At 70.9% G+C, this 17,937-nt stretch carries 12 protein-coding genes; 4 read left to right on the forward strand and 8 right to left on the reverse strand.

What is annotated here, in order from left to right:
* Positions 1-10: 10 nt before the first annotated feature.
* The gene (gene holA / locus ACWEJ6_RS37980) at positions 11-982 is read right to left on the reverse strand and encodes a DNA polymerase III subunit delta (protein ID WP_387672407.1); all 972 of its coding nucleotides are present in this window, start codon (positions 980-982) and stop codon (positions 11-13) included.
* A gap of 551 nt (positions 983-1,533) precedes the next feature.
* Between holA and ACWEJ6_RS37985 the strand changes: the two genes are divergently transcribed.
* A complete protein-coding gene (locus tag ACWEJ6_RS37985; protein WP_452430143.1) occupies positions 1,534-2,439 on the forward strand; it encodes an LLM class flavin-dependent oxidoreductase in 906 nt (301 codons plus the stop codon).
* 472 nt (positions 2,440-2,911) lie between these two features.
* On the opposite strand, the gene ACWEJ6_RS37990 is transcribed toward ACWEJ6_RS37985, so the two are convergent.
* From ACWEJ6_RS37990 to ACWEJ6_RS38020, 7 genes are all read right to left on the reverse strand, one after another.
* Complete coding sequence (locus tag ACWEJ6_RS37990) at positions 2,912-3,457, reverse strand: isochorismatase family protein (protein WP_452430145.1); 546 nt, start codon at positions 3,455-3,457, stop codon at positions 2,912-2,914.
* A 929-nt stretch (positions 3,458-4,386) separates the two neighbouring features.
* Positions 4,387-7,338, reverse strand: coding sequence for a ComEC/Rec2 family competence protein (locus tag ACWEJ6_RS37995; protein WP_452430147.1), 2,952 nt, complete (start codon positions 7,336-7,338; stop codon positions 4,387-4,389).
* A gap of 1 nt (position 7,339) precedes the next feature.
* Positions 7,340-7,981, reverse strand: a complete 642-nt coding sequence (locus tag ACWEJ6_RS38000) for a helix-hairpin-helix domain-containing protein (RefSeq protein ID WP_452430149.1) — start codon at positions 7,979-7,981, stop codon at positions 7,340-7,342.
* Positions 7,982-8,727: 746 nt separating this feature from the next.
* Positions 8,728-9,543: a DegV family protein gene (locus tag ACWEJ6_RS38005; RefSeq protein ID WP_452430152.1), complete on the reverse strand. Its 816-nt coding sequence runs from the start codon at positions 9,541-9,543 to the stop codon at positions 8,728-8,730.
* Between the two features lie 35 nt (positions 9,544-9,578).
* Positions 9,579-10,787: an imidazolonepropionase gene (hutI, locus tag ACWEJ6_RS38010; protein ID WP_125633626.1), complete on the reverse strand. Its 1,209-nt coding sequence runs from the start codon at positions 10,785-10,787 to the stop codon at positions 9,579-9,581.
* Between the two features lie 427 nt (positions 10,788-11,214).
* The gene (hflX, locus tag ACWEJ6_RS38015; RefSeq protein ID WP_352352434.1) at positions 11,215-12,627 is read right to left on the reverse strand and encodes a GTPase HflX; all 1,413 of its coding nucleotides are present in this window, start codon (positions 12,625-12,627) and stop codon (positions 11,215-11,217) included.
* A gap of 84 nt (positions 12,628-12,711) precedes the next feature.
* Positions 12,712-13,404 carry a DUF4097 family beta strand repeat-containing protein gene (locus ACWEJ6_RS38020; RefSeq protein WP_452430154.1) on the reverse strand — a complete coding sequence of 231 codons (693 nt, stop codon included), beginning with the start codon at positions 13,402-13,404 and terminating at the stop codon, positions 12,712-12,714.
* A gap of 156 nt (positions 13,405-13,560) precedes the next feature.
* Here ACWEJ6_RS38020 and aceB point away from each other — a divergent pair, with 156 nt between their 5' ends.
* The 3 genes from aceB (at position 13,561) to ACWEJ6_RS38035 (ending at position 17,936) form a co-directional block, all read left to right on the forward strand.
* Entirely contained in the window at positions 13,561-15,138 is a 1,578-nt protein-coding gene (aceB, locus tag ACWEJ6_RS38025) for a malate synthase A (RefSeq protein ID WP_452430156.1), read from the forward strand.
* Between the two features lie 165 nt (positions 15,139-15,303).
* The gene (locus ACWEJ6_RS38030; RefSeq protein ID WP_452430158.1) at positions 15,304-16,743 is read left to right on the forward strand and encodes an FAD-linked oxidase C-terminal domain-containing protein; all 1,440 of its coding nucleotides are present in this window, start codon (positions 15,304-15,306) and stop codon (positions 16,741-16,743) included.
* A complete protein-coding gene (locus ACWEJ6_RS38035) occupies positions 16,743-17,936 on the forward strand; it encodes an FAD-binding oxidoreductase (RefSeq protein WP_452430160.1) in 1,194 nt (397 codons plus the stop codon). The genes ACWEJ6_RS38030 and ACWEJ6_RS38035 overlap by 1 nt, the downstream gene beginning before the upstream one ends.
* Position 17,937 lies beyond the last annotated feature (1 nt).

Here is a 17,937-nt window from a genome sequence, read left to right on the forward strand (position 1 = left end):
CGGGTGTTCGCTACCGGCCCGTACGGCTGGCGACGATCACCTGCACGGCATGCTCCAGGGCGTAGGCCGTGTCCGCGCCGCCGCCCTTGACCTGCTCGTCCGCGGTGGCCACCGCCTGGATCGCCCGGGACAGCCCCTCCGGCCCCCAGCCGTTCAGCTGGCGCTTGACCCGGTCGACCTTCCAGGGCGGCATCCCCACATGGGCGGCGAGCTGCCCCCCGCGCAGGTTGCGCGGGGCACTCCCCACCTTGGCCAGCGACCTCAGCCCGCCGGCCAGCGCACTCACCAGCAGCACCGGGGCGACGCCGGTGCTCAGAGCCCAGCGCAACTGCTCCAGGGCCTCGGCCAGGCGCCCCTCGATCGCCGAGTCGGCCACGTTGAAGCCGGTGACCTCGGCCCGGCCCTTGTGATAGCGCGCCACGGCCGCCGCGCTGATCGTCTTGTCCTCGGTGTCGAACGCGAGCTGGCTGCACGCCGCCGCCAGCTCCCGCAGGTCGTTGCCCACCGCGTCGAGCAACGCCTGGGCCGCGTCACCCGCGATGTTCCGCCCGGCCCGCTTGACCTCTCCCTTGATGAACTCCAGCCGCTCGCCGGGCTTGGTGACCTTGTTGATCGTCACCACCTGGGCCCCGGCCTTCTTCACCCCGTCGACCAGCGCCTTCCCCTTCACCCCACCCGGGTGCGCCAGCACGAGAACCGTGTCGTCGGAGGGCTGCTTCGTGTACGACACCACCTCGGTGATGACGTCCTTCGGCAGGTCTTGCGCCGAGCGGATGACGACCACCGAGCGGTCGCCGAAGAGCGAGGGCGAGGTCAGCTGGGTCAGCTCGCCGGTGGCGACCTTTCCGCCGACGAGATCATGCACCTCGGCCCCGGGATCGCCGGCCCGCGCCGCCGCGACGACGGCGCCCACCGCCCGCTCGGCAAGCAGCTCCTCGTCGCCGAGGACCAGGGTGACTAGTGCTGGATCGGTTCCCGCCATGTCAGGCAGCATGCCATGCGGCACCGACAACCTGGTACTCGACCGTTGCAGTTCGTGTCACGAACGACTATAGTTCGGGGCGCGAACTACATTTGGTCGGAGTCATGATGAGTCGTACGGTTGTGATGATCGTGGGGGGCGCGGCGGCTCGGCGGTCCCACGGACGTCGGCCGCCGAGATCGCGTTGCGCGAGGGCCCGTCCGGCAATCGCTTCGCCGAGCAGTCGGTCTGTCGGTGCCCCAGTTGGCTCTGGGCACGATGATTTTCGAGGCGGAGACGTCCGAATCAGACAGTCACGCGATCATGGATCCGCACACGAGCATGGCATCGACTCCTTCGACACCGCCGACGTCTATGCCGACGGCCGCACCGGGCAGATCATCGGCCGCCGATTCGCCCAAGGGGACGGCAGGCGCGACAGTACCGCAAGCACCCCCGACCAGGCTGGACGAGTTGTTCCGCCGCCTGGTCCCACGGCTCCAAACCCGCACCAGAAGCGTAAGCCTGGTGACCTCCTCTTTTTCTCCGTGTGACGTATGAAAGGCAATACTGTGTCTGCATCTGATGTGGTGTTCGGTTTCGGCGCGCATTCCGGTTTCGAGGACCTGCCCGAGCTGTTGCGCATGGTTCAGCAGGCCGACCGGGACGGGCTCGATCTCTTCTCGCTGTCCGACCATCCCTATCTCGGCGAGCGCCTGGACGCCTACGCCACGATCGGCTTCCTGCTGGGCGGCACGCGGCACATCGCCGGTCTGGCCAATGTCACCAACCTGCCGACCAGGCCCGCCCCCATGCTGGCCAGGACGGTGACGTCGTTGTCGGCGCTGTCGAACGGCCGCGTCGTGCTCGGCATGGGCGCGGGCGGGCTGTGGGACCGCATCGCCGACATGGGCGTGCCCCGGCAGTCCCCCGGCGACGCCGTGGACGCCTTCGAGGAGGCGATCGTGCTGATCCGGAAGCTGTCGGGCGGCGGCGCGCCGGTCACCCACGAGGGACGCCACTACCGGGTACGCGGGATCGAGCCCGCCCCCGTGGCCGCACCCCCGGTATGGACCGGCTCGAACGGGCCCAAATCCCTGGCCGCCACGGGCAGGGTGGCCGACGGCTGGATCCCCGGCCACGCGGCCGACTGGCGCAGCGAGCGGTATCGCGCCTCGCGGCCCATCATCGATGAGGCGGCCGCCGCGGTGGGCCGCGACCCACGCGAGATCCGTACGATCTACAACTTCCCGGGCCGCATCACCGACCGCCCGTTGCCCGCCACCCGCGACCACGACGGACGCTGGATCGGCGGCTCGGTCGGGCAGTGGGTCGAGGAGCTGACCGAAGCGGTGCTGGAGCACGACGCCTCGGGTTTCGTCCTCTTCTCCGCCGGCCACGGCGCCACCGACCTCACCACGCTGGCCCGCTGGGCCCAGGAGATCGTGCCGTCCGTCCGCGAGGCGATCGCGAAGTAGCACGACGTGCCGTCCGCCTGCACGCGGCCGCCCTAATCCACGGACTTGCCGAGGGAACGGAGCTCGCGCTGCAGATCCCGCCAGTGGCCAGGCAGTCCCGCGTCGATCAGGGTGATGCCCTCGCTGGTGTCGACGAGATAGCACGCCACGACGTCATTGCCGAGGCGGTGCAGATGAGGCGCCAGTCATGGAACTTCTTCCGGGAGGACTGGACGGAGGACTGGGCTGAGGACGGAGACTGACGGCGCGGCCCTCGGCCCGCGGCCTGACGGCGAAGGCCGCACTCGGCGGGCGAGGCCGCAGCCTGACGGCGAGAGCCGCAGCCTGACGGCGAGAGCCGCAGCCTGACGGCGAGAGCCGCAGCCTGACGGCGAGAGCCGCAGCCTGACGGCGAGAGCCGCAGTCGGAGGGCGAGAGCCGCAGTCGGAGGGTGAGGGGCGCGGACTGAGGGCGAGGGGCGCGGCCGTGATCGCTAGCCCGCCAGGCCGTGCAGTGCGGTGATGACGCCGCGGCCGACGGGGGCGGTGAAGTCACGCACCATGCTCGTGACGAAGCTCGCCACGGACGTCACCGTGCCACCCGCCGCTTCGATCTGGCGGAAGGCCGCGCTCTCCGTGCGCTCCGACATGCCGCCGCTCGCGTCAACCAGCACGATCACGTCGTAGCCGTCAGCCAGGGCGTCGAGCGCGGTGTGCAGGACGACGATCTCCGAGGTCACACCGCAGACGGCCAGCGTCTTGCGGCCCTCGGCGGCGATCGCCTCGCGCCATGCCTGGTCGTCCCAGCAGCACGGTCCGCCGCGCACGAAGGGGGACGCCTCGGGAAGTTCGGCGATGACACCGGGCCCACCGGGCCTGGGGGCGACCGACACGGTGAAGGGGATGTCCAGCGCCTGCGCGACCGCGGCGAGCACGCCAGCCGACCGCCTGATGACGTCGGGGCTGTTCGTGCTGCTCAGGGCGACGATGCTGTCCTGCAGGTCCGCGAAGACGATCTGCACGGTACGGGGGTCGATCACTATTCTCTCCCAAAATCGTTCAGAAGTTGAATGATAAGAGGACAGTAGCATGTCGCACATGAACGATGCCAAGTGAATCTGCCCCCCGTTTTCGGCTCAGCGGGCCGACTCGCGACGCCCTGCCCGCATACCTCGACCCATCCGGGCACCCTCGAACGGCCCCACGCACCGACCGGCCGTGGGCCGCCACGCCGCAAGGCCCGCCCGTGCCACCACCGCCGACCCCGACCCTCAGTGGCCATGGCCTCCCGAAGGCCAGGGGCCCTGGCCGGACGCCAGTGGCCCTGGCCTCCCAAAAAGCGGCCGCCGCAGAGGACCGCGTTTTTCACGGTGGCTGATGGTCACACCTGCCCCTGACCTCTGCAAGCAGCGCAAACACTGCCGAGAGGGTGGGGAGCGGGCCGCCGGTGACTCTCCACGCCGGCGGCAAGCCGATCTCTCGGCAGGAACGCTGCATCAACCGCACAGAGGATCTGCAGGCCGGCCTTCTGATGCGACAGAACACCCGGCAGCCGTTCGAGCGGCCCACGTCGGCGGGGAGCCCTTACTGCCCCGGGCTCCTCCAACCGGCCCAGAGACCCAACTGGGCATGAAGAGACACCGTCCCTCGCCCCACTGACATCCCCGTCGGAAGACCGGCTCGCCACCAGGCGCGAACGGTCACCGCCCCAAGAACCGCTGACATGCCCGTCCAGGGGATCAGCTCCCCCATCGGACGTGAAGGGGCACCGGCCCGAGCCCCAGCGTCACCCCCGTCCGGAAGACCGGCTTGCCACCAGGTGTGAGACGTCACCAGCCCGTGACCCGCTCATGCCTCGACCACGGCTCCGGTGGCCAGTTCCTGATCCGTTCGTGCGACCCACCGGTGCCAGTTCCTGCCCCCTTCCGCCTCAATGAGCCTGGGTCGCGCTCGTTCGGTGTCGGATCACTCATGGCCCACGGGGGACTACGGCCAGGCTGCCTTCGTGTTCGACGACTGCCAGGTCACCCGATCGATCGGTGCGGTAGATGGCGGTGCCGAGGCGGTGGAGGAGGGCGAGGGTCGATGTGGCCGGGTGGCCGTAGTCGTTGCCGGCGCCCACGCTGATCAGGGCGGCCCGTGCACCCAGCGAGCCGAGGAAGGCCGGGGACTGGCGATTCGAGCCGTGGTGCGGGGTCTTGAGGATGTCGGCACGCAGGGCGAGGTGGCGTGCGAGATCGTCCTGGGCCTCGGTCTCCAGGTCTCCGGCGAGCAGGGCGGAACCGGCGCGCCAGCGTACGTGGATCACGACGCTGGAGTTGTTGATCACGCTGCCTTCGCCTTGGCCGTTGCTCCCGCCTGACGTCGGGTCAGGGGCGACGACGGTGAGCTCGGACGGGCCGAACCGCCATCGCGTGCCAGGTTCCGCGTTCCCTTCGGGAATCCGGTGTCGAGCCAGTACGGCCGAGATCCGCGCGCTGGACTGCACCGCCGTCGGCCGAGGGCTGACGATCACGGCTCCCACGCGTCGGTTCCTGAGCACGCCTGGCAGGCCGTCCACGTGGTCGGCGTGCGGGTGGGTCAGGACGAGCAGGGGAACGTCCTCGACGCCGAGCCTGCGCAGGCATCGATCCATGACGACCGGGTCCGGGCCGGTGTCCACGACCACACCTCGTCCAGGTCCGGCCGCCACCACCAGCCCGTCGCCCTGCCCGACGTCGCACATCACCATCAACCAGCCCTTGGGCGGCCAAGCTCCCGCCAGCGGACGGATCACCAGCACGGCGACCAGAGCGGCCCCTGCCGTCAGCAGCGCCATCGTCCGCCAGCGGCGGTGCCTGAGCACCGGGATCGCGACGGCCACGGCGAGGGCGAGGAGCCCCAGACCGGGGAGGCCGCCCGGCCAGGGCAGGGTGGCGAGAGGGACGTTCACGGCCCAGCGAGCCACGGTGACGATCCAGCCCACCGCGTAACCGGCCGGGATGACCAGCATGCCGGCGGCGTCCGGCCAGATCGGGGCCACCAGGGCGGCGGCGAAACCGAGCAGGGTCGCGGGAGCCACGGCGGGAGCCACGAGCAGGTTGGCGGGCACCGCCACCAGCGTCAGCTGACCCGACATGAGCACCAGGACGGGCGTCACGGCCGCTTGCGCGGCAGCCGACACGGCCAGCGCCTCCGCCAGCCATCTCGGCAAGCGGCGCATCCTTGCGACGGCACGTCGTCGTCCGGTGGACGCGGCTTCGAGGGGAGAGGTCGCGCGGCAGTCGCCGGCCTCTTCGGATGCACTTGCCGCACGCCCCTGTACGTTGCCGCGTTCCCTTCCCTTCTCCGGTTTCCGGTCTGTCGTCGTGGGCGCTTCGGTGGCGTCGCGGTCGCCGGTCTCCGTCGGTGGTGGAGTGGAGAGTTTGTCGCGCCAGCGTGGTGCGAGGAGGAGGATGCCGGCGGTGGCCGCGACCGAGAGGGCAAAGCCGTACGAACGTGCCAGTTCCGGCGCGAACAGAACCAGCAAGAGGACGGTTGCCGAGAGGGCGGCGAGGCCGTCCTTCGCCCGCCCGGTACCCAGGGCGAGGGCGGCGGCCAGGCCCATCAACAGGGCACGCAGAACGCTCGGGGACGGCCTGGCCACCACGGTGAACGCGAGCATCGCGACAGCCGCGAAGACGGCTCTCAGCGGCAGGGAGAGGCCGACCAGGCGGGAGAGTGCCAGGGCGGCGCCTGCGACGATGGCGAGGTTCGCGCCGCTTACGGCGTTCAGGTGGCTCAGGCCCGCCTCTTTGAGGTCGGCGGCCACCTGAGGGTCGATGCGGGAGACGTCTCCGACGACCAGGCCGGGCAGGAGGCCGCGCTGGTCGGGCGGGAGAGGGTCGGCGGCTGTCCGGAGGCCGGTTCTGAGGGTGCCCGCCATGGTGTGCATGGACGAAGGCGGCGTCAGGATGCGGGGCTCGCCTCGTACCAGGAGGATGGCTGCCACCAGGTCGCCGGGCGTTGGTTGCGCCAGGCGACCGGTGACCTGGAGGCGTTGGCTCGGCAGCAGGCTGCTCCAGGCGTTGCCGCCGGCGAACACCGTGATGGGGACGTCGACGGCCTGGCGCTCCGGTGGCGGAGATGCCTGCGCCACACCTCCGTCACTGCCTCCAGGGACGTCGGGACGGTTCCCCTCAGGGCCATCAGTAGTGGATCTGCCTCTTTGTCGCACAGCCAGCTCGATGATCTTGAGGGTGGCCGGGATCACGTAGCTGTCCCGGTTGAAGTGGCCGCTTCTGCGTGGCCTGCGCTTCGGGTCGTCGGACAGGACGATCTGAGCGGTCACGTTCGCGTTACTGGCGGCGAGTTCAGCCACTGGGCCGGTGGTCAACGCCTGGACGCGGAAGGCGACAGACGCGGAGGCCGCCGCCGCGCAGATGAGTGTCGCGAGCACCACGTTCCGCCAAGCCCCCAAGAAGGGCGAAGGCCGACCGGGAGGGATCCGTCCTGAGGGAGGGGGCGACGAACGGTGGGGCCTGAACGGTGGGAGCAGTGGGAGGGCGGACAGAACGGATCCGAACGACGCAGGCAGGAACCTGCTGATCAGCGAACCGATGAGGGGCCAGCGGGTGAACGGTGAGCGGGTGCGCCAGGTCAGGACGCCTGCGGCCAGGGCGGTGACGGCGGCTGTCGTCATACCCACAATGGGCGATTGGCCGAGCATGATCAGGGCGCTCGCCCAAGCGGACAGCGCCGGGAGGACCAGTGTCCAGGAGCGCTTGTGCTCGCCGCCGCCTGCGGTGGCCAGGCGCAGAGGGTCGGTGGCGGCAGGGCGCGGAGGATCGGTGGCGGCGAGGCGCAGAGGATCGGTGGCGGCGAGACTCAGAGGGGCGGTGGCAACGGGGCGTATGGGGCTGGCAGAAGGGCCGGGGGCCGAGGGGTCGTTGAAGGACGGCATGTCAGACGCGGACCTTCGGCTTGATTTCCTCATACTTTCTCGGGCCGATGCCACTCACCTCGCGGAGCTGGTCCACGCTGGTGAAGCCGCCGTGGGCGGTACGGAACTCGGCGATCCTGGCGGCCAGCACCTCTCCCACTCCCGGGAGTTCTTCCAGTTGGTCGGGGGTGGCGGCGTTGAGGTCGAGGATGGCTGTGGCGGGGTCCGCGCCGGGATATCCGGGAGGTACGGCGGCGACGACCGCAGAGGGGGCACCCACGATGATCTGCTCTCCGTCGATCAGGCGTCGGGCCAGGTTGAGAGGGCCCGTGGAGGCGCCGTGTTTGAGCCCGCCCGCCGCCGTCACCGCGTCCGTCACACGGGAGCCCTGCGGGAGCAGGTAGACGCCGGGGTTGCGGACCTTGCCCGCCACCTGGACGGTCACCTTGGCAGCGGTCGGGGACGGGGATGGAGGGGTTGTCGCAGGTGGCGGCGGGAGGGGCTCCGGAGTGGGCTGGGAGCGCCAGACGAAGAAGACGGCGACCGCCACGGCCAGGGCACCGACGGCGACGAGCACGCGCAGGCCGGGCTTGCTGAGATCGATGGTGGTGGACGGCTGGGCCGAGGTGATGGCGTCGCGGAACGCTTGGAAGGTCGGGGGCATGGGTGCTGGGCTGCCTGTGACCCGCCGAGGGATGTGCGGGGGCGCCCCTGCGGCGGCCTGGGGCTCGATCCCCGGCCCGCTCCGACGCCCAGCCCGACGCTCGGCTCCGGGGACGCTCTCCTCCGGCTCATCCTGCCGCACTACCTGCTGCTCAGGCTGCGACATCGCCTGAGGCCCCGCCGAACGCCCGCCCCACGATTCAGGCCGAGGCTCACTCCACAGTTCGGACGAAGGCTCATCCCCGCCCTCACTCCCCGGCTCGCGGGAAGGCGCAACCCCACGGTCGCCCCACAGCTCGGAAGCTGACTCAACCCCACGCCCATCCCACCGCTCGGAGCAGGGCTCAACCCCGCGCCCATCCCACCGCCCGGGAGACGCGAACGCAGGAGCATCGAGCACAGGAGCACCGAGCGCAGGAGAAGCGCTCACAGAAGAAGTAGGCGCAGAGGGTGATGGGGATGCGCTGAGTCGGGAGGTCGGAAGGTTCTGGGCCTCGTCGCCGTATGGATGTCGGTTGCGTCGTCCCGGACGCGGCCGCCGGGCAGGACTCGTGATCGACCGGAGCCTGGATTCGGCTATGGTCCGCTCTGCCGTCGGGTCCTGAGATCGCACGCCGACGAACCTAGGGATGTCACCCCCACCTCCGAGCTACCGAACCGAATTCTGGGGACGACGGAGCCAGTACACGAGACGACTGTGGAAAACACAGCACCGACCAGAGAAAGGCCCTCAAAAAAAAAGCCGATCTACCCCTCGTACGCCGTAACAGTCACCCCCAGCATCCCGGGCCCCACATGAGCCCCGATCACCGCCCCCACCTCCACCACCCGCACCTCACAACCCCCCGCCACCCGCTTCGACAACCGCTCCCCCAACGCCTCGGCCCGCCCCCGAGCCCCCATGTGCTGCACCGCCACCCCGGCCCCGCCCAGCTCCACGGCCGCCTCCACCGCCAGGTCCTCCAGCCGCGCGATCGCCCGTCCCGACGTCCGCACCTTCTCCAGCAGGGAGATGCGCCCGTCCACGATGTGCAGCAGCGGTTTGATCATGAGGGCCGACCCGAACAACGACGTGGCGGCGCCGATGCGGCCGCTCCGTCTCAGGTACTCCAGGGTGTCCACGTAGAAGAAGGTCCGGGTGACGGCGGCGGTGCGGCGGGCGGCGTCGGCCACGTCGCCCAAGGAGGCTCCTGCGGCGGCCGAGCGCGCCGCCGCCAGCACGGGATAGCCCAGGCCCATCGCGATGGACCGGCTGTCGATCACCTCCACCGGCACCGGCGCGTCCTTGGCCGCCGCGAGGGCGGACTCGACGGTGCCGGACAGTTCGCCGGACAGGTGGATCGACACCACGCCCGTGGCGCCGGCGGCGGCCAGCTCGTCGTAGCAGGCCGCGAAGCGCGCGGGCGACGGACGTGAGGTGGTGGCGGTGGCCAGGTCGCCGGTGAAGGTGTCCTCGTCGCGTGGGATGCCGCGGGCGACCACTTGTACCGGCACCACCGTCACACCGGGCACAGCGGGCAGGTAAGCGGTGGAATCGGTGACAACAGCGACAGAGGGCGGCATATCCCGAGATTAGCCACCCGCTCCCGAGTCCGGGATTACTGGACCGGCGTGCCGCCCCGCCAGACCCGGCGCGGCTTGAGCCCGAAGGACCAGGCGAAGGCGCCTTCGTGGTCGGCGTCCCACTGGACGATGTCGGCCAGCCGCCCGGGAGCCAGCACCCCGCGGTCGGGCGCCCCGAGGACGGTCGCGCCGCCCAGCGTGGCCGCGCGCAGCGCGTCGTTGACGCTCATGCCGAACGCCGACACCGCCATGGCGATGACCAGCGACATCGAGGTGATGCCGCAGTAGCCGGGGTTGTGGTCGCTGCCGAGGGCGATCTGCACGCCGTGCTTGATCATCTGACGGACCGGCGGCACGTGGCCGCGCTGCAGCGCCGTGGCCGGGCAGACCACCGCGGGCACGCCGTAGCGGGACATGATCGCGATGTCCTCGTCGGACATGTGGTGCAGACCGTCGGCGGAGGCGCAGCCGAGCTCGGCGGCCAGCTGCACGGCGCCGCGACGGCTGAACAGGCCGGCGTGGATGCGCGGGAGCAGCCCCACGTTGCGGCCCGAGGCGAGGACCCAGCGGGACTCCTCGGTGGTGAAGTGGCCCTCGTCGCAGTAGACGTCGACGCTGTCGGCGCCGGCCGCCGCCGCGTCGGCGCACCAGGCGCCCACGGCCTCGACGTACTCGCGCTGACGGCCGAAGTACTCGGGAGGCACGACGTGCGCCGCGAGGAAGGTGACGTGCACCCGCGGCATCATCGGCTCCTTCTCCAGCTCGCGCAGGAGCCGCACGTCGGCCAGCTCGCCGTCGCGGGTGAGGTGGTAGCCGGTCTTGGCCTCGACGGTGGTCGTGCCGCTGAGCAGCCAGCTCCGCAGCCGCTCGCGCACGCCGTTGCACAACGTCCAGGGGTCGGTGCCGCGCGTCACGGTGACGGTGGAGCCGACGCCGCCGCCCGCCGCGGTGATCGAGGCCGCGCTGGAGCCGCCGGTGCGGATGGCCAGCTCGGCGTAGCGGTTGCCGGCGTAGACCGGATGCGTGTGGGCGTCGATGAGGCCGGGCGTGACGAGCGCGCCGCCGAGGTTCTCCACGTGGTCGACGTCGACGATGTCGTCGACGACGCCGGGCACGCTCTGCGGGAGGTCGGGCGCCCGCCCGACCCAGGCGATGCGGTCGTTGTGCACGAGGATGGCCGCGTTGCTGAGGACCTCGTTACCCGTCCACAGGCGGCCGATGTTGGTCAAGAGCCGAACGGTCATCGCACCACCGCCCCCTGCAGGCGCAACACCCAGCGCACGGCCTGTGCCGCGCCCACTGAGTCCGCTCCGGGTCCGGACGACATGGGGGGTCTCCTGCTCTCATCCGCGTGATGTTGTGCGGTGACCGTATCGCCGGAGACATGACCCGGCGATTTCAGTTCAGTTACGTTATTTCACAGCCGGGCTTGGTGTACAGGGTTATTCGGAAGAAAGACCACTCATCCCATCCGTCACCCAGCCACGCCTTGCCCCCCTGGCCCCCGCTGACGACTGCCGCACTCAACGTCATCATCCGAAACCCAGAACCGAAACCAAAAAACCAGACCAACGTTAGGTCTGGCCATCCTAGCAACCCCAGGGTTCCGGGACCACTGCACTATTTGGGCAGCTCTGCGCTACTTTGAGCGAGAGCTGCCCAGCCGTCCCGCTAAGAGACGCGTTCGACCGGCTTGCCCACCCGCTCCAGCTCCTGGAACAGGCTCGGCAGCACGCGGGCGTGCAGGACGGTGCCGTCCTGGACGTGTTCCACGGAGAGCACCTCGCCCTCCTTGTGGGCCCGCGAGACCAGGTCGCCCCGGTCGTAGGGCACCAGCAGGTGGACCTCGTGGTCGAGGCGCGGCAGCCGCTCCTCGATGAGCCGCATGAGCTCGGGGATGCCCTTGCCGGTGCGGGCGGAGACCACGATGCTGTCGCGCTCGCGCCTGGCGATGCGGTCGAGCACCTCCTGGTCGGCCGCGTCGGCCTTGTTGATCACCACGACCTCGGGCACCTCGGAGGCGCCCTCGATGTCGGCGAACACCTCGCGGACGGCCGCGAGCTGCCCCTCGGGGTCGGGGTGCGAGCCGTCGACGACGTGCAGGATCAGGTCGGCGTCGGCGACCTCCTCCAGCGTGGACCGGAACGCCTCGACGAGCTGGTGGGGCAGGTGGCGCACGAAGCCGACGGTGTCGGCGATCGTGAACAGCCGGCCCTCCGGCGTGCGGGCGCGGCGCACGGTCGGGTCGAGCGTGGCGAACAGCGCGTCCTCGACCAGCACGCCCGCACCGGTGATGCGGTTGAGCAGCGAGGACTTGCCAGCGTTGGTGTAGCCCGCGATGGCCACGGCCGGGACCTCGCGCCGCTGGCGCCGGTGGCGCATGGTCTCGCGCGAGGTGGACATGCCGCTGATCTGGCGGCGCAGCTTGGACATGCGGTCGCGGATGCGGCGCCGGTCGAGCTCGATCTTGGTCTCACCGGGGCCGCGGCCGCCGATGCCCACGCCGCCCGCGGCGCGACCGCCGACCTGACGGGACAGGTTGCCACCCCAGCCTCGCAGGCGCGGCAGCAGGTACTGCAGCTGCGCCAGCTCGACCTGGGCCTTGCCCTCACGGCTCTTGGCGTGCTGGGCGAAGATGTCGAGGATCAGCGCCGTACGGTCGATGACCTTGACCTTGACCGTCTCCTCCAGCTGGCGGAGCTGGCCGGGGGTCAGCTCGCCGTCGCAGATCACGGTGTCGGCGCCGGTCGACTCGACCACGTCGCGCAGCTCCAGGGCCTTGCCCGAGCCGATGTAGGTGGCCGGGTCGGGCTTCTGGCGCCGCTGGATGAGCCCTTCGAGCACCTCGGACCCGGCGGTCTCGGCCAGGAGCTTGAGCTCCAGCAGGGAGTTCTCGGCGTCTTCGGCGGTTCCGGAGGTCCAGACACCGACGAGGACGACCCGCTCGAGCCGCAGCTGCCGGTACTCGACCTCGGAGACATCCTGGAGTTCGGTGGAGAGGCCCGCCACGCGGCGCAGCGCCTGGCGCTCCTCGAGGTCCATGTCGCCGGTCTCGAACTCGTCGAGCGCGGTGTATTCGTGCATTCGTGTCATCTCTATGAGGGAACGTCTGGACACCTCGGTGTCTTCCCACGATGGTGGCACGACATCCCCGGCGTCATCACCTGGTTATCCCGCCGAGAGTGTCACGTTGCCGGAACTGGCGGTCAGCGAGATCTTGTGGGGGGAGCTCGGGTCGGACTTGACCGAGACGGTGGCGTCGCCGGAGTCCACGTCGGTCTTCACGTCGTAGGACCCCGTGGGCACCCTCAGGACGACGTCGCCCGAGTCGGCCCGCAGCTCCGCTCTGTCCGGCGCGGTGGCGTACTTGAGCTCGACGTTGCCCGAGTCGGCCTGGACGTACACCTTCTTGCCGGTCATGCCGGAGCCTTCGAGGTCGCCGGAGTCGAGCTTCGCGTCGAGCTGACCGCTCAGCGCCCGCAAGGTGATGTCACCCGAGTCACTGTCGAGGTCGACGGCCAGCCCCCTGGGGATCTCGATCTTGTAGTCGACGCTGCAGCTCCCCCAGTTGGACGGGCAGTCGTACGTCACGAAAAGCGCCTGGCCCTCGACCTTGTGCTGCGGCTTGGGCTTGTCGTCGCCCCGCCAGCGCAACGTCTCGACGACCCGGACGGCGGTGCCGTCGGTCTCGGTGATCACCGTGTCGCCGGCGTCGCTCTTCACCTGCAGCTTGGAAACCTTGTCCGTCACCTGGTAGGACACGGTGTCCTGGTTCGTGGAACCGCCGAAGCTCTCGATCCGGCAACCCGTCAGCACCAGCGCGGCGGCCAGCAGCCCGCCCGCCACAGCAATCGTCTTCATGCCCCGATCCTTTCGCGGGCATGACCCCCTCCGCATCGGGGATGCCCCCGAAGACGCCCCAGGGGTACCCCAGCCTTTGACCCGGGAACCCTGAGCGGAGTAGCTTCACTTCCACAATCCAGAATCAGTTTTCCACTCTACGGAAAAGAGGGGGACATGGAGATCACCGGCCCGATGCTCGAACGGTTCGACGAGATCCTCACGCCGGAGGCGCTCGGCTTCGTGGCGGCTCTCCAGCGGGAGTTCGGCGCCAGGCGGCTGGAGCTGCTCGAAGCCCGCCAGACGCGTCAGGCGGAGCTGTCGGCCGGCGGGACGCTCGACTTCCTGCCGGAGACCAAGGAGGTCAGGGAGGGCGAGTGGCAGGTCGCGCCGCCGGCCCCGGGCCTGGAGGACCGCCGTGTCGAGATCACCGGGCCGGTCGACAGGAAGATGACCATCAACGCGCTCAACTCCGGCGCCAAGGTGTGGCTGGCCGACTTCGAGGACGCCAACTCCCCCCTGTGGGAGAACTGCGTGTCCGGGCAGCTCAACCTGCGCGAGGCGCTCGACCGGGCGATCGACTTCGAGACCGGCGGCAAGACGTACGCGCTGCGGCCCGACGACGAGCTGGCCACGATCGTGGTGCGCCCGCGCGGCTGGCACCTGGACGAGAAGCACGCCCAGGTGGACGGGCGGCCGGTGTCGGCATCGCTGTTCGACTTCGGGCTCTATTTCTTCCATTGCGCGCAGCGTCAGCTGGACAAGGGCAAGGGGCCGTACTTCTACCTGCCGAAGATGGAGTCGCACCTGGAGGCGCGGCTCTGGAACGACGTGTTCACCCGGGCCCAGGAGCTCCTGGGCATCCCGTACGGGACCATCAGGGCGACCGTGCTCATCGAGACCTATCCGGCGGCGTTCGAGATGGAGGAGATCCTCTACGAGCTGCGCGACCACTCGGCCGGGCTGAACGCGGGCCGCTGGGACTACCTGTTCAGCGTGATCAAGAAGTTCCGCACGCGGGGGCGGGAGTTCCTGCTGCCCGAGCGGAACGCGGTGACGATGACCGCGCCGTTCATGCGGGCCTACACCGAGCTGCTGGTGCGCACGTGTCACAAGCGCGGCGCGCACGCCATCGGCGGGATGGCGGCGTTCATCCCCTCCCGGCGCGACCCCGAGGTCAACGCGGTGGCGCTGGAGAAGGTGCGGGCGGACAAGACGCGCGAGTCGGGCGACGGGTTCGACGGCTCCTGGGTGGCGCACCCCGACCTCGTGCCGGTGTGCCGCGAGGTGTTCGACGGCGTCCTGGGGGCGCGGCCCAACCAGCTCGACCAGCTGCGCGAGGACGTCCGCGTCTCGGCCGCCGACCTGCTGTCAGTCTCCGAGACGCCCGGCGAGATCACCGAGACGGGCCTGCGCAACAACGTCGACGTGGCCCTGCGCTACCTGGCCGCCTGGATGGGCGGCCTGGGCGCGGTCGCGATCCACAACCTCATGGAGGACGCCGCGACGGCCGAGATCTCCCGTTCGCAGATCTGGCAGTGGATCCACAACGACATCACGCTGGCCGACACCGGTGAGCAGGTGACCAAGGAGCTGGTCGAGCGGATCATCGCCGAGGAGCTGGCCCGGATCTCGGCCGAGCCGGGCTACGACGAGCGGCTGTTCGGGCAGGCGACGGCGCTGTTCAAGGAGGTCGCGCTGGACGACGACTTCGCCGAGTTCCTGACGCTGCCGGCGTACGCCCAGATGCCGTAGATGTTGAAATTTCCGCTTATGTCCGGCGCGCCAGCGCCGGACATAAGCGGACCTCAAGCGCCGGACATAAGCGGCCCCCCGAAACCCAGCCAAACCGCCTCCGAAAACTGGCCAGACCGGTGGAAACAGTCGCACACTAGAGGTGACGGATCTGGAGAGTGACTGGTGCTCGACACGCTGACGGCGGCGCTGCGCTCGCTGCTGCCTCCCGACTCGGTGATCACCGATCCGGTACGCCTGCGCACCTACGAGTGCGACGGCCTGACCAGCCACCGGGCGACGCCGGGCGTGGTCGTGCTGCCCGCGACGGCCGAGCAGGTCGCCGGGGTCGTCCGGACGTGCAACGACTTCGGGGTGCCGTTCGTGGCCAGGGGGTCGGGCACGGGCCTGTCCGGCGGCGCGCTCCCCCGCGAGGACGGCGTGCTCATCGTCACCTCGAAGATGCGCCGGATCCTGGAGATCGACCTGCCCAACCGCAGGGCCGTGGTCGAGCCGGGCGTGACGAACCTGGCCATCACCGAGGCCGTGCGCGACGCGGGCTACTACTACGCCCCCGACCCCTCCAGCCAGCAGGTCTGCTCGATCGGCGGCAACGTGGCGGAGAACTCCGGCGGCGCCCACTGCCTCAAGTACGGCTTCACCGTCAACCACGTCGAGGCGTGCGAGATCGTCACCCCCGACGGCGACCGGGTCGTCCTCGACCGCATGGACCCGGGCTACGACCTGCTCGGCGCGTTCGTCGGCTCGGAGGGCACGCTGGGCATCGCCACCAGGATCACCGTGCGGCTGAGCCGGGCGCCGGAGGCGGTGACCACGGTGCTGGCCGCGTTCGAGGACATCGAGCAGGGGGGCCGGGCGGTGTCGGCGATCATCGGGGCGGGCATCGTGCCGGCCGCGATCGAGATGATGGACGCGCTGGCCATCGCGGCCGCCGAGGCGGCGGTCGCCTGCTCCTACCCGCGGGGGGCGGGCGCGGTGCTGATCGTGGAGCTGGACGGGCCGCGGGAGTCGGTCGAGCGGGAGTTCGCGCGGCTGACGGAGATCTGCTCGGACGCCTTCGAGCTGCGTGTGGCGGCCGGTCCCGAGGAGCGCGCGGCCATCTGGAAGGGGCGCAAGTCGGCCTTCGCCGCGGTCGGCCGGATCAGCCCGGCCTACATCGTCCAGGACGGCGTCGTGCCGCGCACGTCGCTGCCCGGCGTGCTGGCGGCCATCGACCGGCTCTCGCGCGAGCACGGCATCAGGGTGGCCAACGTCTTCCACGCCGGCGACGGCAACCTGCACCCGCTGGTGCTGTTCGACGACGCCGAGCCGGGGGCGGGCGAGCGGGCCGAGGCGGTCTCGGGCGCGATCCTCGACCTGTGCGTCGAGCACGGCGGCTCGATCACCGGCGAGCACGGCGTCGGGGTGGACAAGGCCCGCTACATGCCGAAGATGTTCACCGGCGCCGATCTGGACACCATGCAGCTCGTCCGGTGCGCGTTCGACCCGGGTGGCCTGTCCAACCCGGGCAAGGTGTTCCCCACGCCGCGGTTGTGCGGCGAGGTGCCGGGCGTGCGCAAGGGCGCGCACCCGCTGGTCGAGTCGGGCAGGGCGGAGCAGTTCTGATGGCGGATCCGTTCTCGGGCGCCGGCGTGCCGGTCAGGGCGGCCGGGCCCGAAGACCCCGCGCACCGGTGGGGCGCCCGGTGGGTGGCGCTGCCGGGGACCGTCGAGGAGGTCTCCGCCGTGCTGCGCGCGTGCGCCGCGGCCGGCCTGGCGGTGGTGCCCGCGGGAGGCGGCACGAAGCTGCACTGGGGTCCGCCGCCGGAGCGGTGCGACGTGCTGCTCGGCCTGTCCCGCCTGGACGCGGTCCTGGAGCACGCGGCGGGCGACCTGGTGGTGCGCGCGCAGGCCGGCGTGCGGACGGCGGCGCTGGCGGCGGCGCTCGCGGCGCGCGGGCAGGAGCTGGCGCTCGACGTGCCGTTCGCCGGGCAGGCCACCGTCGGCGGCACCCTCGCCGCCGCCCTGCCGGGCCCTCGCGCCTTCCGCTACGGCACCGCCCGGGACCTGCTCATCGGCGTCACGGTGGTGCTGGCCGACGGCACGGTCGCCCGGTCGGGCGGCAAGGTGGTCAAGAACGTCGCGGGCTACGACCTCGGCAAGCTGTTCACCGGCTCGTACGGCACCCTCGGGGTGATCGCGGAGGCCACGTTCCGGCTGCATCCGCTGCCCGGCGAGCGGTGCTGGGTGGTCGCCGGGATGCCCGCGGACGACGTGCCGGGCGTCGCGGCGGCGCTGGCGGCCGCGCAGGCCGAGCCGAGCGCGGTCGAGGTGGACCGTCCGGAGCCGGGCGGGCCGGTGACGCTGGCGGTGCTGGTGGAGGGCACGGCCGCGCGGGCGCGCGCCGAGACGCTGCGCGACCTGACCGGCGGCGGGGCGGTGACCGGCGAGCCGCCGTCCTGGTGGGGGGTCGTCCCACGGGGTGAGGTGCTGGTCGAGGTGCGTTTCCCGCCCGCGGCGGCCGGCGCCGTGCTGCGGGCGGCGCAAGGGTGCGGCCTGTCGCTGCGCGGATCGGTGGTCGCCGGCCGGGTGCTGCTGGAGCCGGGCGCGCCCGTCGCCGAGGACGCGCTGCCTGGCCTGGTGAGCGGGCTGCGGGAGCGGGTCGAGGCCGCGGGCGGCCGGGTGAACGTGCTGGCCGCGCCGTATGCCGGGGTCGACAGGTGGGGGCGGGTGAGCGCGCTGCCGTTGATGCGGCGGGTCAAGGAACGGTTCGACCCCGGGCGCATGATGTCGCCCGGACGGCTGGCGGGAGGCCTGTGAC

The organism is Nonomuraea sp. NPDC004702 (assembly GCF_053601695.1).

What these genes read in the sequence shown, in the direction of transcription:
- aceB (WP_452430156.1), top strand. Translation starts at nt 13,561, where the DNA reads ATGGAGATCACCGGCCCGATGCTCGAACGGTTCGACGAGATCCTCACG.
- hutI (WP_125633626.1), bottom strand. Translation starts at nt 10,787, where the DNA reads ATGACCGTTCGGCTCTTGACCAACATCGGCCGCCTGTGGACGGGTAAC.
- ACWEJ6_RS38020 (WP_452430154.1), bottom strand. Translation starts at nt 13,404, where the DNA reads ATGAAGACGATTGCTGTGGCGGGCGGGCTGCTGGCCGCCGCGCTGGTG.
- holA (WP_387672407.1), bottom strand. Translation starts at nt 982, where the DNA reads ATGGCGGGAACCGATCCAGCACTAGTCACCCTGGTCCTCGGCGACGAG.
- ACWEJ6_RS38035 (WP_452430160.1), top strand. Translation starts at nt 16,743, where the DNA reads ATGGCGGATCCGTTCTCGGGCGCCGGCGTGCCGGTCAGGGCGGCCGGG.
- ACWEJ6_RS38000 (WP_452430149.1), bottom strand. Translation starts at nt 7,981, where the DNA reads ATGCCCCCGACCTTCCAAGCGTTCCGCGACGCCATCACCTCGGCCCAG.
- ACWEJ6_RS38005 (WP_452430152.1), bottom strand. Translation starts at nt 9,543, where the DNA reads ATGCCGCCCTCTGTCGCTGTTGTCACCGATTCCACCGCTTACCTGCCC.
- ACWEJ6_RS37995 (WP_452430147.1), bottom strand. Translation starts at nt 7,338, where the DNA reads ATGCCGTCCTTCAACGACCCCTCGGCCCCCGGCCCTTCTGCCAGCCCC.
- hflX (WP_352352434.1), bottom strand. Translation starts at nt 12,627, where the DNA reads ATGCACGAATACACCGCGCTCGACGAGTTCGAGACCGGCGACATGGAC.